We start from the raw sequence: 16,479 nt of genomic DNA, 5'->3' as shown, positions 1-16,479 counted from the left end.
GCGGACGGTCAGGACGCCGAGGCGATCCAGGTGTCGGGCCCGAAGACCTCGTAGTGGATGCGCTCGGCGGGGACGTCGCGCGCGACCAGCGCATCGCGCACGCCGAGCATGAACGGCAGCGGCCCGCACAGGTAAGCCGTCGCGCCGGCCGGGAGCTCGACCGACTCGAGATCGACCCGTCCCGCACGGACACGCCCCTGAGGCTCGCGTGTGCCGAGGTCCTCGTACCAGGTGTGCAGCGTGGCGCCAGGGATGCGCGCGACCAGGGCGGAGAGCTCGGCGCGGTGGGCATGTCGGGCAGGCGTGCGGTCAGCGTGGATGACCTCGACGCGACGCTCCGCACGCGCGCTCGCCAGGTGGTCGAGCATGCCGAGGATCGGCGTGACACCGATGCCTGCCGAGACCAGGACCAGAGGCTCGGCCGAGTCGTCGAGCGTCAGGTCGCCGAACGGGAGCGAGACGCGGACGCGGTCGCCCTCGAAGAGGTTGTTGTACAGGTGGTTGGACACCTCCCCGGCCGGCTGCGGGGTGCCGTCGGGCGCGTTTGCGGGGATCCGCCGCACGCCGATGCGCCAGGCGCCGGAGCCGGGCGCGGCCGACAGGCTGTACTGCCGGATCTGATGGGCGCCGTCGGGCAGCTCGACCTGCACCGACACGTATTGCCCGGGCAGGAAGTCCGGCAGCGCCAGGCCGTCGGGATCCGCGAGCGTGAAGGCGACGGTGTCGGTGGAGACGAGCTGACGGTCGGCGACGACGAGCGTGCGCCAGACGTCGCCCGACTCCACACCCGCCGTCTCGTACAAGCCCTTCTCGGCGGCGATCAGGGCGTCCGCCATGTGCCAGTAGACCTCGTCCCAGGCCGCGGCCACCTCGGGTGTGACGGCCTCACCGAGCACCTCCACGATCGCAGCGAACAGGTGCTCGTGCACGATCGCGTACTGCTCGGGCAGGATGCCGAGGGACGCGTGCTTGTGCGCGATCCGCGACATCAGTGCCGACGCCGGCGTCGCGTCCGGGTCGACGAGGAGGGTCGCGTACGCCGCGATGGCACCGGCGAGCGCACGCTGCTGGTCGCCCTGCGCCTGGTTGCCACGGTTGAACACGTCGCGCAACAGCTCGGGATGGGCGGCGAACATCCGTCGGTAGAAGATCGGAGTGATCTCGCCGATCGCGCCGCCGACGGCGGGCAGGGTGGCGCGGACGACCTCGGTGGAGGTGGCAGACAGCATGGAGCTCCCTTCGTAGGGGTGGAAGCGGCGCCGGGTGGGCCGCGGAGCCGGTGACGGCGAGGTCATCGCGCCGCCAACGTGAGGAGGACGGTCCCTGTCGGGTGGCCGGCGATCTCGGCCATCGTGTGTCCGTCGAGGGTCGTGAAGAAGGCCTCGCGCGCCTGCGCGAGGAGACCGCGCAAGCGGCACGCGTCGCGCAGGGGGCACGGCACGCCGCCCTCGCAGTCGACGACCTCGCCCACCCCCTCGAGCTGACGCGCGAGCCAGCCGACGGACGTCTCGCGTCCGGCGTCGGTCAGCGAGAGACCGCCGGTACGGCCGCGTCGGGTCTCGACGACTCCGAGCGAGGCGAGGCGGGCGACGACCTTGGCAGCGTGGGTCGGGGAGACGTCGATCTGAGCGGCGACATCCTGCGTACGCCTCGTCTCGCCGGCGGGGAGCACCGCGAGGCCCATCACGATCCGGAGTCCCAGATCGGTGAACTGCGCCAGCTGCATGGCACGACGCTACTTAAATCGGAATCTGGAGTGCAAGATATGGCGGCGTCGGGAACGTCACATCGACGCTCGTACGACCTACGCCTCCGCGGGAACGTTCAGCAGGGTCAGCAACCGTCGTCGCAGCGCGCCGAACGCCGCGTCGTCGACGGCGCGAGGATGCGGGAGCGAGACCTCGATCTCCTCGATGAGCCGGCCATCCTCGAGGACGAGCAGGCGGTCCGCGAGCAGGACCGCCTCGTCGACGTCGTGGGTCACGAGGAGTGCCGCGAAGTCGTGCGCGGTCTGGAGCTCGCGGAAGAGCCGCTGCATTTTGAGGCGGTTGAGGGCGTCGAGCGCGCCGAACGGCTCGTCGAGCAGCAGCAGCTCGGGCCGTCGGACGAGCGCACGGGCGATCGCGACCCGCTGGGACTGCCCGCCCGAGAGCTCGCCGGGCCACGCCCGCTCGCGATCGGCCAGACCGACCTCGGCCAGCGCCGCCGAGACCCGCTCCGCCACGTCCGCGCCCCGCACGCCGAGTGCGACGTTGCCCGCGACCCGCTTCCACGGGAGGAGCCGGTGCTCCTGGAAGACGACCGCGTGGGACGACGGCACGTCGAGCTCGCCGGTCGCCTCGTCGTCGAGCCCGGCGAGGATCCGCAGCAGCGTGCTCTTGCCGGACCCGCTCGCGCCCAGCAGCGCGACGACCTCGCCGCGCTCGATGTGCAGGTCGATCCCGTCGAGCACGACCGTGTCGCCGAAGCTGCGGCGTACGTCTCGCGCCGCTACGAAGCCTGCAGTCCGCGTCGCCACGACAGCGCCCTCCTCTCGGCTGCGCGCAGCGCGACGTCGGACAGCAGCCCGAGCACCGCGTACGCGAAGAGTCCGAGGAGCACAATCTCCGTCTGGGAGAACTCGCGCGCCTCCATCATCATGAAACCGAGCCCCGAGTCGGTGTTGACCTGCTCGCCGACCACCAGGCTCAACCAGCCCGCCGCGAACGCGAGGCGCAGCCCGAGGAACAGCGACGGCATCGCCCCCGGGATCACCACGTGCCGGACACGTCCGAGTGCCGACAGGCCGCAGGTCCGGGCGGCCTCGACCAGACGTTCGTCGATGTTGCGGATGCCGGCGTAGAGATTCAGATAGATCGGGAAGAACGCGCCGAGCGCCACCAGCGTGATCTTGAGCGGCTCCCCGATGCCGAGCCAGATGATGAGCAGCGGGACGAGACCGAGGTGCGGGAGCATCCGCGCCATCTGGACGGTCGGGTCGACGAGCGCATCACCGACCCGCAGGAGCCCGGCGAACGCGCCGAGCACAAGCGCGAGACCACCTCCGATCGCCAGGCCGATCACGGCGCGCGTCAGCGACTCGTACACGTGCGCGGGCAGGCTGCCGTCCTGCGTCAGACGCCAGCCCGCTGCGAGGACCTCGCTGGGCGGCGGCAGTTTGTCCGGAGACAGGATGCCCGTACGGGCGAGGAGCTCCCACGCGCCGACGAGGAGGAGCGGAGTGGCCAGGCGAAGCCGGCGGAGCCGGACGTCCGTACGGGAGCGCCGGCGCGCGGACCCCGTACGAACGCCTGCGGCCACCACGGGCTCCGCGCCCACCCCGGACTGTGCGGGTGCGGGCGCGGATGCGGCCAGCGGTGCTCGGCTCACTCGAGGATGTCCGAGTAGCGGTCGTCGACCCGACCCGCGATGTCGACCGGACCGGGGATCAGCTCAAGGTCGGCGAAGCCGTCGGCGATCTCCTGGAGCTCGGCACCGATCTCCGGTGTGAGCGCGGCCAGCGGCTGGGCGCTGCGTGCGAGGGCGCGCGTTGTGGTGTCGAGCGGGATCTTGAGCTCCGGCGCGAGAAGGTCCGCGCGCTCTGCCGGGTGAGCGAGGCCCCAGTCGGTCGTCTCGCGGTACGTGCGGAGGAACTCCTCGATCTGCTCGGGCTTCTCCTTCAGCGCCTCCGGGGTCACGAGCACGTACTCGCGGTTGTTCGCCAGGCCGGTCGCGTCGACGAGCACCTTGACGCCCGGCTGCTCGGCGAGCGCGAAGTAGGGGTCCCAGATGATCCAGGCGTCGACCTGGTCGTTGTCGAAGGCCGGTCGTGCCTCGGCGGGCTTGAGGTACTTGACGTCGATGTCGTCGATCGTCATGTCGTTGGCCTCGAGGAGCTTCACGAGCAGCCAGTTGACGTTGGAGCCCTTGTTGAGCGCGACGGTCTTGTCCTTGAGGTCCTTGAACGTGCTGAAGCCGCTCTCCTCCTTGACGAGGACCGCCTCGCCCTTCGGGACGGGCGCGGACGTCGCGATGATCGTGAAGTCGGTCTTGCCGGCGGCGGCGAAGATCGGCGGCGCCTCACCGGTCTGGCCGATGTCGATCGCGCCGGCCTTGAGGGCCTCGGTCAGCGCCGGGCCGCTCTCGAACAGCGACCACTTCGCGTCCGGCGCCGCATCCTTGGCCTTGACCAGGCTCAGGCCGCCGAAGCGCTGATAGCCGACGTTGAGTGGCTCGTCGGCGTCGGCCTCCTCCGCGCCACCGCAGGCCGACAGCCAGCTCGACATCAGCAGCGCGACGGCGGCGGTCAGGGTGGCGGTGGTTCTGCGCATGGGGGTCCTCGGAGGATCGGGGCGGAGCAACGGCGGTCAGTCTTCCGAGGGCCGCAGGGTCGGGCCAGGGTTGCGCTCGCCCCGACATAAAAGGGGACCTCGACGGGCGTGTGTGACCGATTCCGGACGAACGGGCGTGTTTTTACGTTCCTGACACACTGTCGTCACCGGCACGGTCTCGTACAAGGCGCCGAGCGCGAAGAAGCTGCGCCTGAGGGTCGTCAACAGCGGTGACCCGCGGCGGCAACCCTCATCGTTTCGCATGGTTACGGTTCGGAAACAGGGTTCCTCGTCACTGATCGTCGGCCCTACGCTGAGCGGCGCACGCCAACCCCGGCGAGCACGATCCCCGCCGAGGAATACCGCATGCGCCGCACCCTTGTCCCTGCCCTCGCCGTCGCCTTGTTGCCGTTCACGGCCGTGTCGCCCGCTCACGCCGGCGTCTCGACGCCTGCCGTCATCACGCCCGGCAAGACGGCGACCCTCACCTTCACGCTCCCCGAGGCACTGCCGTCGGCCGTCGTCGAGATCCGCCCCGCAGGCCGTTCCGAGGTCGTCTCCTCCCGGCCGCTGGCGGACCTTCCGGCCGGTGACACGAGCACGACGTGGGACGGCCGCACCACCGGCGGCACTGCGGTGGCCGACGGCGCGTACACCGCCAGCATCCGCCCCGCCATCGACGGCTCCACGCCCCTCGACTACGCCACAGTCCGCACCAACGTCACGCCTCCGCGCGCCGGCGTGGCCCCGAGCGTGTCCGCCGGCGCCGTCTTCCCCTGGACGGACGGGTACGGCGATGCCATCACCCTCACCGGCCCCGCCGCAACGAGCGAGATCACCGCGACCTCATCGCTCCAGGTCCTCAACAGCGCCGGCACCGTCGTCTGGTCCAGCGCCGCACGCAGCGCTCGCTGGACCGGTCGCTCCAGCGCCGGGGCGATCCTGCCGAAGGGGACGTACCGAGTCCGCTCCCGCTTCCTCGACACCGACGGTCTCACTGGCCACAGCCCGACCCGCAACGTCACGGTCTCGGCCGCCCGGCTCGTGACACGCAAGGTCGTCGAGAAGGTGGAGCCACGCCGGTACGCGACCGGCACGTACACCGGCAAGTGCGGCAAGGTCTTCCGCCCCGCCCGTAAGGGCAGGACGTGGAGGAAGTCGGTCGGTCTCGCGAGTCGCCACAAGTGCGGCGGCGGCAAGTACGACGGCGCGGTCGAGGTGACGTTCGGAGCATGGTGGCCGACCCTGCACGACGTGAGTTCGCTGAGGCTGGAGGTCGTCGGCGGCGGGCACACCCGCGCCAAGCGCAACGTCGCCGTGGGGTACTCCGTGAAGAAGAACCGCGAGCTCGGGAAGGTGCGCCGACTCCCGGCGCGGTACGGCACGCGGACGATGCTCGCCGCCACCGGAGCGCGGGCGCGGTCCTACGTCAACGACCGCGGGGAGTTCTACTGGGGCGTCATCGCCTACGAAGGCAGCCGGTACGACGTCAAGTCGTTCCGCATCACCCTCACGATCCGGCAGCTGGTCGACCCGAATGCCCGCGTCGCGGGTGCCGCGGGCGGCGTGCAGCCGCTCGGCTGACCTCCCGCCGTGCGCACCGAAGGCAAAGTTCGCTAACGTGACGCCCTCGTCCGCCGACCCCGCGGCGGACATGTCATGCAGGAGGCCTCCATGGCGAGAACGTCCAGCAAAGCGTCCACCCGTCAGATCGTCACCGTCATCGTCGTCGTGTGGCTCGTGATCGGCGCCCTCGCGGCCGCCCAGCGCGGATACTTCCGCGGCTCGGACGCGAACTGCGCCAAGCTCGGCACGATCGCGGTGACGATCATCGCCGGCCCGCTCAACTATGTGGGTGCCAACCCGAAGATCGACTGCGACATCGAACCCAGCAAGTGAGCGTACGAAGGGCCCGGCACGTCATGTGACGTGCCGGGCCCTTCGCCGTACGGGGTACGGGGTCAGCGCCGCAGGACCTTGCGGGCCAGGTAGTTCCCGCCGAACTGCACCACCTGCACGATGATCACGATCATGATCACCGCGGACCACGTCACTATCGGGTCGAACTGCCGGTAGCCGTACTGCAGCGCGAAGTTGCCCAGCGTGTTGCCGCCGATCACACCCGCGATCGCCGACATGTCCACGACCGCGACGAACGCGAACGTATAGCCGAGGATCAGTGGACCGAGGGCTTCGGGGACGATGACGGTCCGGATGATCCGCAGCCGGCTCGCGCCCATCGACCGCGCGGCCTCGATGACGCCGGGATCCACGGTGACGAGGTTCTGCTCCACGATGCGCGAGATCCCGAACGCCGCCGCAAAGGTCATCGCAAAGATGATCGCCTTGTTGCCGATCCCGATGCCGACGACCACGCGCGCAAGAGGTTGGAGCGCGGCGATCAGGATGACGAACGGGATCGGGCGGAAGAAGTTGACGAGCACGTTCAGGATGAGGGCGACAACGCGGTTCGGGTAGAGCCCCGAGGGACGCGTGACGTACAGCGCCATGCCGAGGACGAGGCCGACGGCACCGCCGATCGCGAGCGCGATGACGACGATGTAGAGCGTCTGCCAGGTCGACTCCCAGAAGATCGGCCAGAGCTCGCCCATCTGGGTGTCGGCGGCGAGGATCTCGACGGCGCTCATCGCAGCTCCCGCGTCTCTATGCGTGCGCCGATCGCGTCGAGGGCCGCATCGACGTCGGGGTCGGCGCCCCGCAGCGACAGCGTGAGGTTGCCGAAGGTCCTGCCGCCGACATCCTCCATACCGCCGTGGACGAGCTCGAAGGTCACGTCCCGCCGGATCAGCTCGGCGAACACGTCGGCCTGTCGTAAGCCCTCGTCGCGGAACGCGAGCCGGACGAACCGCCCGGGGTGGCGAGCCTGCAGGGCGACCAGCGCCTCCGGGTCAGGCACGTCGTCGATGATCGTCGAGACGAAACGCCGCGTGACCGGCTGCTGAGGATCGGAGAACACGTTGAAGACGGGGCCGCGCTCGACGATGCGCCCCGCTTCCATCACGGCCACCCTGTTGGCGATCGTCTTCACGACCTCCAGCTCGTGCGTGATGACCATGATCGTGATCCCGAGCTCGTCGTTGACGCGACGCAGGAGCGCGAGGACCTCCTGCGTCGTCTCGGGGTCGAGCGCGCTCGTCGACTCGTCCGCGAGCAACAGCTTGGGCGAGGTCGCGAGCGCACGGGCGATGCCGACGCGCTGCTTCTGACCACCCGAGAGCTGGTCGGTGTAGGTGTGCGCCTTCTCCGCGAGCCCGACGAACTGGAGCAGCTCGGCGACGCGCGCGTGCGCCTCGTCCTTGCCGACGCCGGCGACCTGCAGCGGATACATCACGTTGCCGTACACGGTGCGCGACCGCAGCAGGTTGAACTGCTGGAAGATCATCCCGATCCCCAGCCGTACCTTCTGCAGCTGCCGCTCGCGCAGCCCGGTGATCTCCGTGCCGTCCACCCTGATCGACCCGGCCGTCGCGCTCTCGAGTGCGTTGACCAGGCGGATCAGGGTGGACTTGCCGGCGCCGGAGTAGCCGACGATCCCGTAGATGTCTCCGGCCTCGACGTCGAGGTCGACGTCGTCGATCGCACGCACGGGTGAGCCGTCGCGCGACGGTGCCGGGAACACCTTCGAGACGCCGCGCATCTCGACAAGAGCCATGGCGACTACTGTGCCTGGATCTTCGACTCGACGTCCTTCAGGGTGCCGTCGAGCTCGGCGCCCGGGAGCTTGACGATCTCCGCCGTGTTGCCGGAGACCTCCTGCAGGCCGTCGATGACCGGCTGGCTGTTCTGGAAGATCTCGACGAGCTTGCGGTAGGTCGCGTTGTCCTTGTCCTCGGCGCGGACGGCGAAGATGTTGACGTACGGCTGCGCGCTCGGGTCCTTCGCGTCGTCGGTGACGAGCGCGTCGGCGAACGTCAGGCCGGCCTTCTCGACGAAGTCGTTGTTGATGACCGCCGCCGCGACGTCCGGCAGCGAGGTCGGGGTGAGGTCGGCCTTGATGGCCTGGACCTTCACGCGCGAGGAGTCCTCGACGTCGTTCAGGGTGGAGAACGGGCTGCCGCCGTCCTTCAGCGAGATCAGGCCCGCCGACTGGAGCAGCAGCAGGGCGCGCGCCTGGTTGGTGTCGTCGTCCGGCACGACGACGGTGTCGCCGTCCTTGATCGCCTCGACCGAGTCGACCTTCTGCGAGTAGAGGCCGAGCGGATAGATCGCCGTCGACCCGATCGGATAGAGGTCGTCGTCGTTCTTCACGTTGTAGTCGGCGAGGTAGATGATGTGCTGGAACTGGTTGATGTCGATCTCGCCCTCGCTGACCGACGGGTTCGGCTGCGCGTAGTCGGCGAAGTCGATCACCTCGACATCGATGTCTTCCTTGGCGGCCTCGTCCTTGAAGGTCTTCCAGTACGGGTCGCTCGCACCGACGACTCCGAGCTTGACCTTGGTCATCCCGGCAGCCTCGTCGTCGCCACCTCGGACGGCGAAGAAGACGCCGACGACCACGGCGAGTGCGACGACCGCAGCAACGATCCACACCCCCTTGCGGGACTTCGGCGGTGCGACCTGCGGGACCTGCTCGGACATCGTGTGCTCCTCGTTCGGGTGGGTACGGGGATGTTCGCCCCTCCCTCGAGATTGCGCCGCAGTCCCGCATTCTGGCCGCCCGTCTCGCATCGCGAGATGGACGCGACGTTCGAAATCCCTCGGAAACACGGGGATCGGCCTGAATCAGCGTGACTGACACCACGCATTTGCGGTCATCCCGAGTCGAATCGACTCAGATCCGCAAGGCCGCTCAGAGGCTCCACAGACCGGCCGAGATCGGCAGCTGAACGAGGCCGGCGACGATCGCGACGGCCGCGAGCGAACGCCGTACGACAGGGTTGCCGCCCCTCATCCGCAGCCGCTTGACGCCGATCCCGATCGCGAGCGCGGCGAGCAGCAGGCCGAGGAGGTTGAGGCTCTGCTCCGAGACGACCTCGCCGTTGACCGTCGTCGTGCTCGACGAGCCACCGAACACCCAGAAGGGCATCACGGCCAGGGCGATGGCGACCAGGGGCCAGACCACGTCGTCGCGGAGGTCCAGAGGTGCCGGTGTCGGCTCGCGCGTCTCACTCATGTGCGGATCGTAGACGTCTGCTCGGCAACCCCACCGCAGAGCACGTGCCCCACCGGAAACAACCGGTGGGGCACGCACGTTGAGTGGGGGCCAACGCAAAGTGCGCTGGCGCCGGGGGCCGGGGCTGCTACTTCTGCAGGTCGTCGATCGCGCGCTGCGAGCCGGGGTGGACGGGGACGGGGTCCGACAGCGTGGCGTCCTCGAGGCGGATGTCCTTCGCCGCGGGGTGCACCGCGACCAGCGCGTCGGTGTCCTCGAAGACCACCGTCGTCAGTGCGCAGGCGACGTTGTCGGCCATGTCGTTGCGCGCGAGCAGGACGTTCGGGACAACGACCGTCGGCACGTCCGCGTCAAGCTCGTACGTGGCCGCCGGGATGCTTCCCTCCTCGTACACGGGGTTGATCTCCTGCAGCGCCGGGAGCTCCGGCGTGATGTCGAGGAAGGTGACCTTGTCGCCCATCGACGTGAAGAGGTCGGTGATCGCCGGAGTCGGGAGACCGCCGGACCACACGAGCCCGTCGATCGAGCCGTCCTTCATGCCGTCGACGGTCTTGGTCAGGTCGAGGCGCTGCGCCGACACGTCGTCCTGCGACAGCCCAGCGGCCTCGATCAGCCGCTGGGCGATGACCTCGGTGCCGGACTTCGGCGAGCCGGTCGAGATGCGCTTGCCCTTGAAGTCGGCGATCGACGTGATGCCGGAGTCGGCGCGGACGACGACCTGGGTGTAGTTCGGGTAGATGCGCCCGATCGACGAGACCTCCTGCTTCTCGGTGAACGAGCCCGTGCCAGACACCGCGTCCGCCGCGGTGTCGGCCAGGGAGAAGGCGAGGTCGTAGTCGCCTGCGACGAGCTGCTGCACGTTCTGCACCGACGCCCCGGTCTCGGCCGCGGTGGCCTTGAGCTCGGTCTCGTCGCTGATGATCTTGGCGAGGCCACCGCCGACGACGTAGTAGACGCCCGTCGAGTTGCCGGTCGCGATCCCGATCCGACCGGAGCCGGCGTCGCAGCTGTCAGTGTCGCCGTCGGCCTGGTTGTTGTCCTGCTGCCCCCCGCACGCCGCGAGGGCGAGGGAGGCGGTCAGCGCGCCGGCGGCGAGCAGCCTACGGGTCTGTCTCATGGGTTCTTCACTCCTGGGTGATGGGTGTGGCGGACGGTGACGTGGTGGGGCGCTGCGTACGGCGGCCCACGAGGTGGAGGACCACCGCGGCCACAAACAGCGCGAGGCCGATCGCGATCGAGACCGGGACGAGGTAGAGGAGCAGCAGTGCCGCGGGGATGCACAGCAGGCGTTCGAGGCGACGCGTAGGCCCGAACATCCAGCCGGACGTCGCGACGGCGAGCGCGGCGACAGCGAGGGCGGCGACAGCGGTCGTCCACACGACGTCGATCAGCGCGCCGCGCCCGAGCAGGTGCGTGCCGTTATCGGTCATGATGAACGCCATCGGCGCAAGGAAGGCCGGCAGCGTGTACTTGCACGCCTGCCACATCGTCGCCATCACCTTGCCGCCGGTGATCGCCGCAGAAGCGACCGCCGCCAGCGCGGTCGGCGGCGACACCTCCGACAGGACCGCGTAGTAGAAGATGAACATCGCGACCTCGGGCCCCTCTGCGCCGAGGCTGATGAGGGCGGGGCCGATGATGATCCAGCTGAGGATGAACGACGCGGTCACCGGGACGGCGAGCCCGAGCACGATGATCGCGACGGCGGAGAACAGCGCGCTCAGCACGACCAACGACGCGTGGTTGGGAGCGAGCGCGTCGGCAGCGTCGATGAGCAGGGATGAGAGCACCTGCCCGAGTCCGGTCTTGGCGATCGTCGAGGTGATCACGCCCGCCGCGGCGCACACCGCGATCACGGGGACCGCCCCGCGGATCCCGGTCGCGAGCGCCACGTACAGACGGGCGACGTAGTCCCGCAGCGACTCCCCCAGCGGCAGCTGCTCGGCGTCCTCGGGCCGCTCGTCGATGCCACCGACGAACCGGCGCCGCGACAGGACGGCCTCGAGCAGCCCGAAGGCGGCGGCCACGGCGGTGGCGTACACGACGGCCTTGAACGGCGGCACGTCCATCGCGAGGAACACGATGATGACGCCGAGGCTCACGAAGTGGTAGCCGAACCGGCCGAGCAGCGCCCACGGGCTGTTGACGTCGATGTCCACGCGCCGGGCGCCGAAGCGGCGGGCGTCGATCTCGACGGCGAGGAAGATGCCGAGGTAGTAGAGCAGGGTGGGGACGAGGGCCCAGCCGAGCACCTGCAGGTAGGAGACGCCGAGGTACTCCGCGATGATGAACGCCGCCGCGCCGAGCGTCGGCGGCGACAGGATCGCCCCGATGCCGGAGGCGGCGAGCATGCCGCCCGCGGCCTCGCGCGGATAGCCGGCACGCTTGAGGATCGGCCACGCGAACGACCCGAGCGTCACCGCGGTCGCCGTCCCGGAGCCCGACACCGTGCCGAGCAGGAAGCCCGAGGTCGCGACCGTACGACCGGGCGCCGTGCCCGACTTCCGGAACAGCGAGAAGCTGAACTCGACGAAGAAGCGCCCCGCGCCCATCCGGTCGAGGACGGCGCCATAGATCGTGAAGAGCACGATGTACGTCGCAGCGACGTCGAGCGGGACGCCGAAGAAGCCGCTGGCCTCGTTGTAGAGCGCGTTGATGATCTGGTCGATGTCCTCGCCGCGGTGCGAGATCGCCCACGAGATCGGGAGGAAGCCGCCGTAGTAGGCGTACGCGAGGAACACCGCGCAGACGATCGGCAGCACCCACCCGGTCGTACGGCGGGTCGCCTCCAGCACGAGCAGGAGCAGCAGGAGCCCGGCGACGACGTCGATCGTGCCCAGCGCGCCCTGGCGATCGAGGAACGCGCTGAACCCTCCCCCACCCTGCCCCCAGTCGGGCAGCGGGAGGACCGGGTAGAGACCGACCACGAGGGCGACCAGGGCGAGCAGCCAGTCGACCGGACCAGGGTCGTCGCGGCCGTCCGTGCTGCGCCGCGCGCGACCGCGGTAGAGGAGGAACGCCAGCGGCAGCGTGACGCCCAGGAAGACGACGAGATAGAACTGGTTGCCCTCGCGCAGAGGGAAGAAGACCTGCCGCAGCACGAACACCGCGACGACGAAGCACCAGAGCGTGATCAGGTGCTCCCAGCGGCGGGACAGGCGGCGCGACGGGCGCTCCTCGTCGTACTCGGAGGCGAGGTGTTCGAGGTCGGTCTGGTCGACCGGGGTGTCGCGCTCGGCGGTGGGCATGGCGGGTAACGTACTCGTGATCCGTGTCACATCCGTGGCCGCGAACCCCAGGCTTTACACAGTCTTGACGTCGCCCCGTGGCCGGGAGGTCCGTGGTGGGCGTTCTCCTCCCTGAATCGTCATCGTTCGGTGGGTTCCAGCTGCCGCGAGGCAAGCTTTCCGCTGAGTATCGTCGAGAGCGCGACCACCGCGATCACGAGACCGATGAGCGTCCAGGGAATCACGAGGTCGTACCGCGGGACTCTTGCAACCGTGACCACCAGTGATGCGACCGCGACTGAGGCCCCGACTCCGACGGACAACGTGGTGATCCAGACATGCTGACGGCTGATGGCTCGGGCTGCCCATCGTCGCCGCACGCCCACCTGGGTGAGTTTGCTGGCCCACCCCCGCATGGCGCGGACCTGGGCGCGGGTGGCCAGGACCGAAACACCCACGAGCAACGCGACCAGCAAGACGACCGATCCCACGATCGCGGCAGGCGGAACCACGGGCACGGGCGTCTCGTAGACACCGATCGATCGCGGATCGAGGCCCCTGTCGCGCAAAGCCGTGCGCGCAGCGCGGCGGTCGTCGGCGGAGATGTCCTTGAACAGCATCGCAGCGGGGGTCGTCGCCATCCCCAGACGCTGCGCGGTGGCTCTGAGCATGACGAAGGGAACAGCTTGGGTCCACCGGGTCTGCGCAGGATCGACGATGCGTGCCGGCACGTTCGCCACGCTCTTGCCGGTCGCGTTGTCGATCAGCGTCAGCCGTCCGCGCGCCACCCGAACGAGGTCGGGGTTGATCACCAGAGCGCCATCATCGGCGAGCAGCTCCCGGTCGGCCGATGTCAGCACGACGCCGAGCGCTCCCTCGAGATCGTCCGCGGAGTCGAAGGCGAACGCCACTCCCGGCCGGTCTCGCGTACCGACCGTCTCCTCGGACTCGAGCACTCCGGTGGACGGGTCCACTCTTCGCTTGCCGATGAGGAAGAACTGAATCGGCTCTGCCCGCTTGATCGAGTGCACTGTCTCGACGGCTGCAACGACAGCCGGGTCGGGCTTCAGGAACGGGGTGCCGAAGCTGTCCATCAGCACGTCTCCGGAGGGCACCGATACGGGTCGCCGGGCGCGTTCTAGCGCGACCTCGCTCGAAAGGATGGTGAGCATCCCGACCGTCGCAGCAACGATCACGATATAGATGCCAGCCACGACAGCCAACCGTTGATGGTTCGTCGAGATCTGTCGTGCCACAAGCCGTTGGGTCAGGGTGCGGCGAGGCATCACCCGCAGCAGGCCGTCGATCAGCTCGGGGCCGAGGGCTGCCGCCGTCAGCGCCATGAGGCCGATCAGCGCCATCGCTCCACTCGGCTCGCGCATGGTCAGCGCCTGCCAGAGCGTAGTGCTCGCACACGCGACGCCGAGGAGTTGCCGAGCTGAACGCAGCCTGCCACGCGTACCCGCCGACAGTTGGCGTCGGCCGGAGACGAGGATCCGGTCCCGGAGCGCGGCGAGTCCAAGCGTGAGACCGAGCACGACCCCCACCGCGCTGACCTCGATAGCGGCCCACGGGACGCGGACATTCGTGACGAAATATCCCCACCGACCCTCGCCCCAGAAGGCCGCGGCATAACCGATCGCCGTGCCTCCCGCGGCGGCGACGAGCGCGCTGACCACGATGAGAGGCAGCGGGACGAGCCAGACCGCGAGCAGAGCGTCGCGCCGCTCGACGCCTTGCGCCATCGCCACGCTTGCCGACGACTCCAGTCGCCTCGCGAGGATCACGTATCCCATCACCAGCAAGGCCGGCAGCGCCAAGAGCCCGGGAATCCAGAGGCTGAGCGGCGACTGCGCGGTCCACGGACGAGGCGACTCCGCCTCGAGGTCGGCGCGGATCTGAACACGTTCACCGATCGCCGCCCTGGAGATCGCCGCACCCTCGCCGGACGCGGAGAGGGCGGTACTTCCCACAGCCTGGTCGACGGCGTCGATGAGCGCCGCCGCGTCGTCTTGCGTCGTCTCGAAGGTGGGAAAGGCCAGCAGTGGTGAGCCGTCGCTCCCCCGAACCTCCGCCATCTGGCGCCAGGTCCCCGGGGCGCCCAGCAGCTTTGGCCAGCGGTCGAGCTTTGCCCGCGCGAGCCCTACGATGCGAAGATCAGGCGCCGCGCCTGCAGTCGGAATTTCGTCGCCGACACGCATGCCCGTCAACCCTGCGCCGGCAAGCACCACGTCACCGGCGTCGCGCGGCCACCTGCCGTTGGTCAAGCTGAACTGGCGTGTCGCCGGACTGCGGACCCAGTCCTTTTCGGTGTAGTAGACCCCGTCCAGGCCCCATCGGAAGAGCGGGAAGTCGATCACGTTCAACGCCATGGTGAACCCTGAGCCCTGCGACTCGAAAGCGCCCCGGAGCCTGTCGCCGTCGTCAGTGCTCGCACGAAGCTCGACGTCGAACATGGTGACGGCGGCTGAGGCACTCCCCAGCTCGGCGTCGGCAGTCTGAGCCGGTGTCAGGCCCTGCGCGTCCATGAAGCTGTTGGTAGCGAAAAGGAAGGCAATGAACAGGATCGGTGCCGCGAAGACGGTCGCGACGATGGTGCGTGACCGCAGACGCCGCCGAATCGTCCCGATCATGCGAGGGACGTCACGTCGCCGTGCACCACGCCGTCGAGCATCTCGATGCTCCGCGACGCTCGCTCCCGGCATGCGGGATCGTGCGACGCCACGATGACCAAGACACCTTTGCCCGACATCACCCCCAGCAGGTCGAAGATGGCGCCAGCGTTGCGGCTGTCCAGCGAGCCCGTCGGCTCATCGGCCAGCAGGATCTTGCGCCCGCCCGAGAGCGCCCGGGCGATCCCGACACGCTGCTGCTGCCCGCCGCTCAGCTCGTCGGGGTAGCGACGTCCGTAACCGGCGAGACCCACCGACTCGAGCAGCCGTTCTGCCTCGTCGAGAGCCTCAACGGTCTTCGTCCCTCGAGCCTCGATCGGGAGGGCGACGTTCTCCGCTGCGGTGAACTCCGAGATGAGCTGGTGCGACTGGTGCACCATCCCGACCTCGTCACGACGCAGCCGGATGCGGCCCTCGGCGCCGATCTGCGCAAGATCGTGCCCGGCCACCACGACACGACCCGAGGTCGGGAGGTCCAGCCCCGCAAGGAGATTGAGCATCGTCGTCTTTCCCGAGCCGCTGTGCCCGAACAAGCACACGAACTCCCCGGAATCCGCCTCGAAGTCGACTCCCCCCACCGCCCTCACGGTCTCGGCAGGGGAGACGAACTCTCGCTCGACCCCGACCGCCCTGACCAGCGGACCTGGACCCCCCATGCTCAGCATCCCTTGTTGGTCCTCATGCTCGAGGTCTTGTCCGAATCGAAGACCGACATGTTGTCGTCCCGGCTCGCGATCCCCATGGTCAGCAAGGCACCGGTGCCGTTGCGTCCGTCATAGAGACAGCCCTTGTAGTCGTTGGAGCGGTTCTGCCACGAGTCGGCCTGGTTGTCCTCACCGTTAGCATCGTTGAAGACATCGACAACGCCCTGGCCGTCGGCCTGCGCAGCGATCAGCAGCTTGTAGTCGTTGTTCCCCCAGACACACATCTTGCTACCCGTGCACTCGAAAGCGATGCCTGCGCGGTCATTGGCGCAACGACCGCGACGGCGAACAACGCCCCCGCAGTGGCAAGTGAACGGACCATTCTCATCTTCGACCTCATATCGTCGCGGCCGGCCCGTGTGGCCGGCCCGTGTGGCCGGCCCGTGTGGCCGGCCCGTGTGGCCGGCCCGTGTGGCCGGCCCGTGTGGCCGG

General features: G+C 69.1%; 16 protein-coding genes. 2 read left to right on the top strand and 14 right to left on the bottom strand.

Annotated features, from left to right (window positions below; translation table 11 throughout):
- Positions 1-8: 8 nt before the first annotated feature.
- The 5 genes from ACFSDF_RS03205 to ACFSDF_RS03185 form a co-directional block, all read right to left on the bottom strand.
- A complete protein-coding gene (locus tag ACFSDF_RS03205; protein ID WP_167006840.1) occupies positions 9-1,229 on the bottom strand; it encodes a globin domain-containing protein in 1,221 nt (406 codons plus the stop codon).
- 62 nt (positions 1,230-1,291) lie between these two features.
- Positions 1,292-1,726, bottom strand: a complete 435-nt coding sequence (locus ACFSDF_RS03200) for an RrF2 family transcriptional regulator (protein WP_167006843.1) — start codon at positions 1,724-1,726, stop codon at positions 1,292-1,294.
- A gap of 78 nt (positions 1,727-1,804) precedes the next feature.
- Positions 1,805-2,518, bottom strand: coding sequence for an ABC transporter ATP-binding protein (locus tag ACFSDF_RS03195; RefSeq protein WP_377156150.1), 714 nt, complete (start codon positions 2,516-2,518; stop codon positions 1,805-1,807).
- Positions 2,491-3,369, bottom strand: a complete 879-nt coding sequence (locus ACFSDF_RS03190) for an ABC transporter permease (RefSeq protein WP_377156148.1) — start codon at positions 3,367-3,369, stop codon at positions 2,491-2,493. The genes ACFSDF_RS03195 and ACFSDF_RS03190 overlap by 28 nt, the downstream gene beginning before the upstream one ends.
- Complete coding sequence (locus ACFSDF_RS03185) at positions 3,366-4,310, bottom strand: aliphatic sulfonate ABC transporter substrate-binding protein (RefSeq protein WP_377156146.1); 945 nt, start codon at positions 4,308-4,310, stop codon at positions 3,366-3,368. The genes ACFSDF_RS03190 and ACFSDF_RS03185 overlap by 4 nt, the downstream gene beginning before the upstream one ends.
- Positions 4,311-4,676: 366 nt before the next feature.
- Here ACFSDF_RS03185 and ACFSDF_RS03180 point away from each other — a divergent pair, with 366 nt between their 5' ends.
- Both ACFSDF_RS03180 and ACFSDF_RS03175 read left to right on the top strand, forming a co-directional pair.
- A complete protein-coding gene (locus tag ACFSDF_RS03180) occupies positions 4,677-5,894 on the top strand; it encodes a FlgD immunoglobulin-like domain containing protein (protein WP_377156144.1) in 1,218 nt (405 codons plus the stop codon).
- 90 nt (positions 5,895-5,984) lie between these two features.
- Complete coding sequence (locus ACFSDF_RS03175) at positions 5,985-6,209, top strand: hypothetical protein (RefSeq protein ID WP_167006859.1); 225 nt, start codon at positions 5,985-5,987, stop codon at positions 6,207-6,209.
- A 62-nt stretch (positions 6,210-6,271) separates the two neighbouring features.
- On the opposite strand, the gene ACFSDF_RS03170 is transcribed toward ACFSDF_RS03175, so the two are convergent.
- The 9 genes from ACFSDF_RS03170 to ACFSDF_RS03130 form a co-directional block, all read right to left on the bottom strand.
- On the bottom strand, positions 6,272-6,958 hold the full coding sequence (locus ACFSDF_RS03170; protein ID WP_370465453.1) for a methionine ABC transporter permease: 687 nt from the start codon (positions 6,956-6,958) through the stop codon (positions 6,272-6,274).
- Positions 6,955-7,983 (bottom strand): methionine ABC transporter ATP-binding protein, encoded by a 1,029-nt coding sequence (locus ACFSDF_RS03165; protein ID WP_377156140.1) that lies wholly within the window; start codon positions 7,981-7,983, stop codon positions 6,955-6,957. Before ACFSDF_RS03165 ends, ACFSDF_RS03170 begins: the two co-directional genes overlap by 4 nt.
- A 5-nt stretch (positions 7,984-7,988) precedes the next feature.
- Entirely contained in the window at positions 7,989-8,909 is a 921-nt protein-coding gene (locus tag ACFSDF_RS03160) for a MetQ/NlpA family ABC transporter substrate-binding protein (protein ID WP_167251228.1), read from the bottom strand.
- A 211-nt stretch (positions 8,910-9,120) separates the two neighbouring features.
- Positions 9,121-9,444, bottom strand: a complete 324-nt coding sequence (locus ACFSDF_RS03155; protein WP_167251226.1) for a hypothetical protein — start codon at positions 9,442-9,444, stop codon at positions 9,121-9,123.
- Between the two features lie 127 nt (positions 9,445-9,571).
- Positions 9,572-10,561 (bottom strand): TAXI family TRAP transporter solute-binding subunit, encoded by a 990-nt coding sequence (locus ACFSDF_RS03150; RefSeq protein ID WP_377156137.1) that lies wholly within the window; start codon positions 10,559-10,561, stop codon positions 9,572-9,574.
- 7 nt (positions 10,562-10,568) lie between these two features.
- Positions 10,569-12,692 (bottom strand): TRAP transporter permease, encoded by a 2,124-nt coding sequence (locus tag ACFSDF_RS03145; protein ID WP_167006872.1) that lies wholly within the window; start codon positions 12,690-12,692, stop codon positions 10,569-10,571.
- Positions 12,693-12,811: 119 nt separating this feature from the next.
- Positions 12,812-15,304, bottom strand: coding sequence for a hypothetical protein (locus ACFSDF_RS03140; protein WP_167251220.1), 2,493 nt, complete (start codon positions 15,302-15,304; stop codon positions 12,812-12,814).
- Positions 15,301-15,999, bottom strand: coding sequence for an ABC transporter ATP-binding protein (locus ACFSDF_RS03135; RefSeq protein WP_167006876.1), 699 nt, complete (start codon positions 15,997-15,999; stop codon positions 15,301-15,303). The genes ACFSDF_RS03140 and ACFSDF_RS03135 overlap by 4 nt, the downstream gene beginning before the upstream one ends.
- Positions 16,000-16,001: 2 nt before the next feature.
- The coding region (locus ACFSDF_RS03130) for a hypothetical protein (RefSeq protein ID WP_377156134.1) at positions 16,002-16,479 on the bottom strand (478 nt) is incomplete at its 5' end.

The sequence above is a fragment of the Mumia zhuanghuii genome (genome assembly GCF_042681565.1).
Classification (GTDB): Bacteria; Actinomycetota; Actinomycetes; order Propionibacteriales; family Nocardioidaceae; genus Mumia.
The sequence above is the reverse complement of the archived record's forward strand: the minus strand, read 5'-3'. Positions and strand labels throughout refer to the sequence as shown.

Bases quoted from the DNA above. Each gene is read 5' to 3' on its own strand.
- ACFSDF_RS03205 (WP_167006840.1), bottom strand. From the start codon at position 1,229: ATGCTGTCTGCCACCTCCACCGAGGTCGTCCGCGCCACCCTGCCCGCC.
- ACFSDF_RS03200 (WP_167006843.1), bottom strand. From the start codon at position 1,726: ATGCAGCTGGCGCAGTTCACCGATCTGGGACTCCGGATCGTGATGGGC.
- ACFSDF_RS03185 (WP_377156146.1), bottom strand. From the start codon at position 4,310: ATGCGCAGAACCACCGCCACCCTGACCGCCGCCGTCGCGCTGCTGATG.
- ACFSDF_RS03180 (WP_377156144.1), top strand. From the start codon at position 4,677: ATGCGCCGCACCCTTGTCCCTGCCCTCGCCGTCGCCTTGTTGCCGTTC.
- ACFSDF_RS03175 (WP_167006859.1), top strand. From the start codon at position 5,985: ATGGCGAGAACGTCCAGCAAAGCGTCCACCCGTCAGATCGTCACCGTC.
- ACFSDF_RS03170 (WP_370465453.1), bottom strand. From the start codon at position 6,958: ATGAGCGCCGTCGAGATCCTCGCCGCCGACACCCAGATGGGCGAGCTC.
- ACFSDF_RS03165 (WP_377156140.1), bottom strand. From the start codon at position 7,983: ATGGCTCTTGTCGAGATGCGCGGCGTCTCGAAGGTGTTCCCGGCACCG.
- ACFSDF_RS03160 (WP_167251228.1), bottom strand. From the start codon at position 8,909: ATGTCCGAGCAGGTCCCGCAGGTCGCACCGCCGAAGTCCCGCAAGGGG.
- ACFSDF_RS03155 (WP_167251226.1), bottom strand. From the start codon at position 9,444: ATGAGTGAGACGCGCGAGCCGACACCGGCACCTCTGGACCTCCGCGAC.
- ACFSDF_RS03150 (WP_377156137.1), bottom strand. From the start codon at position 10,561: ATGAGACAGACCCGTAGGCTGCTCGCCGCCGGCGCGCTGACCGCCTCC.
- ACFSDF_RS03145 (WP_167006872.1), bottom strand. From the start codon at position 12,692: ATGCCCACCGCCGAGCGCGACACCCCGGTCGACCAGACCGACCTCGAA.
- ACFSDF_RS03140 (WP_167251220.1), bottom strand. From the start codon at position 15,304: ATGATCGGGACGATTCGGCGGCGTCTGCGGTCACGCACCATCGTCGCG.
- ACFSDF_RS03135 (WP_167006876.1), bottom strand. From the start codon at position 15,999: ATGGGGGGTCCAGGTCCGCTGGTCAGGGCGGTCGGGGTCGAGCGAGAG.